Source organism: Stenotrophomonas sp. P5_B8 (assembly GCF_054049855.1).
In genome coordinates, this window is record NZ_JBFULO010000304.1 from 1 (window position 1) to 4,788 (window position 4,788).

The window sequence follows — 4,788 nt, forward strand, 5'->3', positions numbered from 1 at the left end:
GGTCGGGTCGTTGACCGCCTCCGTGTGGCCGGCCGCGACCTTCACCGCATGCTCGTGTTCTTCCCAGGCGACCGATGTGCGATCACTGCCCGAGTTGGTGATCATGAACAGCAGTGGCTCGCGCCGGAACTTGAACCCGCGCTCGAGCATCTCGATGATCTTGCGGTCGGGAAGCTCGTGCACCTCATCCACGAGGACGAAGTAAGGCCGGGGCCCCGAGCCAGTCCGTCCGGTGTCGCGCGACACTGGCCGGAAGAAGCTGCCGCTGGCGTGGTGCGCCATGTTGAACTCGCGCCCTTCCCCGCCCGCGAAGCTAACCCGCTTGGCCAAGGCCGGCGACTGCTTGACCATCTTCACGGCGTCGGCGAACAGGATGCCGGCCTGGTCCTTCTTGGCGGCGGCGGCGTAGATCTGTGCGCCGGCCTCGCCGTCGGCGGTCATCCCCATCAGCCCCAACCCGCCGGCCAGCGGGCTCTTGCCATTGCCCTTGCCCTGCTCCACGTAGGCCCTGCGGAACCGGCGCGTGCCGTCCTCCTGCTTCCAGCCGAAGATCGACCCGACAATGAATGCCTGCGACGGGTGCAACTCGAATTTACGGCCCTCGAACTGGCCCTCCGACAGCCGCAAGATGCCCTCGAAGAACTTGAACGCGTACTCTGCCGCGTCGATATCGAAGGTCAGGCCGCGCTCGTGACCGCGCTCGAGGTCCACCAGGTGGCGCTGACACGCGTTGCGGACATGGGGCCCAGCGACGATTTCACCGGCCACGACCGCCAGGGCATAGGCCTTAGTGCGGTCGCTTACGGGTGAAGAAGCCTTCTTCCGGGTCTTCTTCGTCGCCACCGCCATGGTTCACCTTGCTTTCGTCAACGGGAGTCGCGCCGAGCTTCGACAGGATCGAGCTGAGCGCTTGGGTTGCCGAGACACCGAAGTCGGCATTCGGGTCGTCCAGCTTTGCCGCCCACAGGCAGGCCATGCGCAGCAGCACCCGATGAGATGCGTTGAGCCAGGGCATTTCCTGCTCGAACTCCACCCATGCGCGCTTCTGCGCCGCGGTCATCGTTTTGTAGGGATCTCCGAGGGGCCGAGCGCCCTTCGGTGCTTTCCTGTCGGCGTGCCGACCCGGGTTTTTTATCGCTGCGCCGCTGGCGGATGCCTTGGCGACGGGTAGTCGTGGCCTCGCCATGCGTGATGCCTGAAATTCGCCGATTGCCGGCCGTCAGGGACACCCGTTGAGGTCGTCCCGCCAATTGTGGATGTGCGTGGAAAAGGGAACGGTCGGTCTAGGATTCCGGCCCCTCGCATTAATTGACCACCCCCTACCTCTGACCGCCGGCATCGGGGTGCCCCTTGGGCTTCACATGCAACACCTGCAGCCTCAGACCCGCCTCAAGGACGACGGCCTTCCTGCCCGGGGTCGATGTGACCTTCTGCCAGTGGGCGGCCACACGGGCGCGCTGGTCGGGTGTGAGGTAACGGTCGGTCGAGAGGACGAGCCAGTCGTGTTCGCCCAGATGGAACTCGGCGAGGTGCTCGCCTTCCTTTAGCTCGCTGATCATGTCGTGGTCCTCTGCTGTGTCAGATGGGCCAGCCGTCGGCATCACAGCCTCGGATCTGCACCGCGCCCTTCTCGATGCGCGCTTGGTCCGAGTTGTGGCAGTCGGCACACAGGCTGTTGAAGGGCCCGTCCCAGAACTGCTGCTCTGTCTCGCCGGCTGGGTGTCCGTTGGTGTGGTTGCACACCGTCGCCACCTTCGTGTGCTTGCGCTTGGCGCAGTACTCGCACAGCGGCTGCCTRTCCAGCTGCGCCTTGCGCGTCCGTTGCCAGCGCGCGGTCCCATACAGATGCGAGAAGGCAGTGCCTCCGCGCTTCCGGGCATACCGGCCTTGCAGTGGGGCGCTCACCGGGAGGCACCATTGCAGCGGACGACCAGCGCGCGGCGTATCCACCACTCGACCCGATCCCAGTCAGGATCAAGCCCAGTGATCAGCACGCCCAAGCGCAACGCGGCTAGGTAGTAGCGAAACCACCACCGCAGCTCGACTGTTATCCCTGCCTTCGCCTGCCGCATCAGAACTCCTCGATGGCCCACCCGCCGCCATCCCGCTTGGGCTTCACCCTTACAGCGAGGAAGCGCATGGGGTATTGGTCGGCGGCGACCTTGATCTTGACCCTGGCGTCGTCGACCCAGAACCCTTTGACTTCGTGCAGCTCCATCACGCCATCCCCTGCCAGCACGGCGAAGTCAGGCGTGTAGAACGTGTTGTCGGCAAGCCGGAGTTTGATGCCTTCGAACCGGAACCACTGGACCTCTCCGGCGTGCTGCAGCGCGCGCAAGCGCTCGGCATAGGCCGCCTCGGTATTGTTCATCTGCCCAGCTTTAAGCCTGCCCAAGGCCTGAAGCCGACGGGCCGCTGCGGCCGGCATCAGCGCCCTGCCCCCGCCCGATCTGCTGCGATTACGGCTTGGCAGGCGCGGAGCTGGTCGTCGGCGTCTCGCCCGATTCGAACAATTCGGCCCGCAAACTCTTCTCGGCGCTGGGTTGCCGCATCACGTTGGAGGGCGCCGGCTGCGGTCTGGGACAGGAGGTCGGTGTGGCACGCGGCGAGGTCGTTGCGCAGGCGGAGAGCACCAGAGCGCAGGTCAGCCACAACAGCATCAGCGACGGACGGGGCCGCAGCTCGGTCTTCTTCATGCTTCTCTCCAATAGCGGCCATGGTCTCGGCCTGCATATGCTCGGTGGTGCGGGACTCGTTGACCTGGGCCAGCGCCGCAGTGGCTTGCTCGGATATGCCGGCCGATGTCGCAGCACCTGCGCGGTCGCCGCGCCAAGCCCAACCGGCCCAGAACGACAGCGAGAGGGTGGCAACGGCGATCAGTGCATAGATTCGGATCATCACGTCATCTCCGGCGGGATCACCGCGCCTACCTGTCGCATGGCGGATTCCAGCGACATGACCCGCAGGCGGAGCCGATGGGCCTCTTCCTGCGCAGTCATCCGCAGCCTGATTTCCTCGGCTAGCTGGAGGTTGGTTGCGGCCTGTGATTCCTCCAGMGACTTSACGCGCTGCACCAACCCGTTCAGCAGGTCTACGTTCGCGTCTGTCTCGGTCCGCTCTTTGCGTCGGGACAGCAGCGCACCCCACGTTTCCCTGGCAATCCAGAAGGCGGCGACGCCGCCCGCCATCCACCATGGGACGGTTTCTTCACTCATGGCGCCACCACCCCGCCGGCCTTCCGGTAGACGGCGAGCAGATCCTCAACCTTGCGCTCATGCTGCCCATACCCAGCGCCAGGCAGGCTTGCCCAGATATTGCGGACGGCGGCGATGGCTTCCGGGATTCTTYCCGCTTGGATCATCGACAGCGCGCGGCGCTCCCGGATCTGCTGCAGCGCGATCAGGTCTTGGCTCAGCGGCGAGAAGTCCGTCAGGCCCAGGCTCTTCCGGTAGGCGTCGTAGTACCGGCGCAGCAACTGGTAGCGGCCCGCGGCGGTCGACTGAATACCCAGCTTCGGGAGTTCCACCAGCACGCGGGGATGGTCTGCGTAGCCGGTGAAGAGCTTGCCGCCGACGATTACGTCATACCCATGGTCTTTCGTGGGTTGCTTGCCGTTGTCCGTGCCCTCGGACCAGGCCAGCATGTCCAGGAAGGCAACGACATTGATGCCGCCTGCCAGTTGGGGAGTGATGCGCGCCATGGTCGCCTCGGGTTCGTCAGTAGGCGCCCGCCCCACTGCCGGCTCGGCACGAGGGTTAATCCGGTCTGGATGACGGGCAAAGAAAAAGCCCCGGCTTGGCCGGGGCTTGCGTCTGGATGGTGGGAAGATTGCACGTCTTTTTGATGACCCAGCAAGTCATCATTACGCAGCGCGCGTCAGTGCCCTTCCAAACTCAGCCGCTGCAGCTTCTTCCGAGGCCCGCATGCGGCCGAGCATCCACGTGTACACGGGCTGCCAGAACCGGCTATACGCTGAGCAATCAGCCCCAATAGCGGCGGCGCGCTTTCTTCCGCTCAATGGCTCAAACCCGCTGCCGCTGCACTCGTCGCACCTCATGACGCCAGGGCCATCGGGATCCGGCTGCGTACGGTCGCCGTCGCACTTCTTGCAGACACACGCGGACGCCATCTCGCTGAACACCGCACCAGCCAATACACCGAGCTGCTCCATGGTGTTGTTCGGCCACGTGTCGGCGCGCGCGGCATCCAGCGCTGCCTCCGTTCGGCGAAGCTCTCGCCGTTGGACGTMCGTAACCGTGCCGCCGCCCCACCCCATGCTCGCCTTGGCGATGCCGAACTCGGTCCTCGCCGTGCTGAGCGCGAACTGCTGGCGGTTGAACTCAGGCGCCACAAGCGCGATCACACCCTGCCGCAGTTGGTCCCGGCGACGTGCCGCACTCTCCGGCCACCACAGAGCCTCCAGCAGCTCCCGACCCAGTCCCTGTTGAACATAGGCTAGCGCTGCCGCAATGTCTTGGGTGGTCAGCTCAGGCGTGCCGCCCCGACCTGTGTCGAACTTGACGGTCGTTGGCCCCATCCGGCTTGAAAGTAGTTCACGTACGTTCCCCATGGCCTTGCCCCTTGTGCGCTCGTTGATGGAATTCACCGCCTTGACGACGTCCAGCGTTCGCTTACCCACCGGACACCTCGCGCTTGATGGGGGCGGCAACCCTGTGGATCTCTCCCATCCGCAGGGAGTTGCGGAGATAAGTGCACCGCGAAGCTCCGGGCGTACGGAACTCAAACACCTGGCCGTCCCGCTCCCACATGAAGTGGATACGGCCACTC

General features: G+C 65.0%; 9 protein-coding genes. All 9 read right to left on the reverse strand.

The window, feature by feature from the left end; genetic code table 11:
- Window positions 1–849: terminase large subunit domain-containing protein (locus tag ACXJKH_RS14975; protein WP_457320429.1), on the reverse strand; the 849-nt coding region annotated here is incomplete at its 3' end.
- Complete coding sequence (locus ACXJKH_RS14980) at window positions 788–1,060, reverse strand: hypothetical protein (protein WP_457320431.1); 273 nt, start codon at window positions 1,058–1,060, stop codon at window positions 788–790. The genes ACXJKH_RS14980 and ACXJKH_RS14975, both read right to left, overlap by 62 nt.
- A gap of 259 nt (window positions 1,061–1,319) precedes the next feature.
- A complete protein-coding gene (locus ACXJKH_RS14985; RefSeq protein WP_457320433.1) occupies window positions 1,320–1,559 on the reverse strand; it encodes a hypothetical protein in 240 nt (79 codons plus the stop codon).
- Between the two features lie 19 nt (window positions 1,560–1,578).
- Entirely contained in the window at window positions 1,579–1,905 is a 327-nt protein-coding gene (locus ACXJKH_RS14990; RefSeq protein WP_457320435.1) for a hypothetical protein, read from the reverse strand.
- Window positions 1,906–2,071: 166 nt separating this feature from the next.
- Entirely contained in the window at window positions 2,072–2,371 is a 300-nt protein-coding gene (locus ACXJKH_RS14995; protein ID WP_457320437.1) for a DUF1064 domain-containing protein, read from the reverse strand.
- Between the two features lie 56 nt (window positions 2,372–2,427).
- Window positions 2,428–2,898, reverse strand: coding sequence for a lysis system i-spanin subunit Rz (locus tag ACXJKH_RS15000; protein ID WP_457320439.1), 471 nt, complete (start codon window positions 2,896–2,898; stop codon window positions 2,428–2,430).
- Window positions 2,898–3,215 carry a hypothetical protein gene (locus ACXJKH_RS15005; protein ID WP_312237057.1) on the reverse strand — a complete coding sequence of 106 codons (318 nt, stop codon included), beginning with the start codon at window positions 3,213–3,215 and terminating at the stop codon, window positions 2,898–2,900. The genes ACXJKH_RS15000 and ACXJKH_RS15005 overlap by 1 nt, the downstream gene beginning before the upstream one ends.
- A complete protein-coding gene (locus ACXJKH_RS15010) occupies window positions 3,212–3,700 on the reverse strand; it encodes a glycoside hydrolase family 24 protein (RefSeq protein WP_457320441.1) in 489 nt (162 codons plus the stop codon). Before ACXJKH_RS15010 ends, ACXJKH_RS15005 begins: the two co-directional genes overlap by 4 nt.
- A 162-nt stretch (window positions 3,701–3,862) precedes the next feature.
- Entirely contained in the window at window positions 3,863–4,639 is a 777-nt protein-coding gene (locus ACXJKH_RS15015) for a hypothetical protein (RefSeq protein ID WP_457320443.1), read from the reverse strand.
- Between the last annotated feature and the right edge of the window lie 149 nt (window positions 4,640–4,788).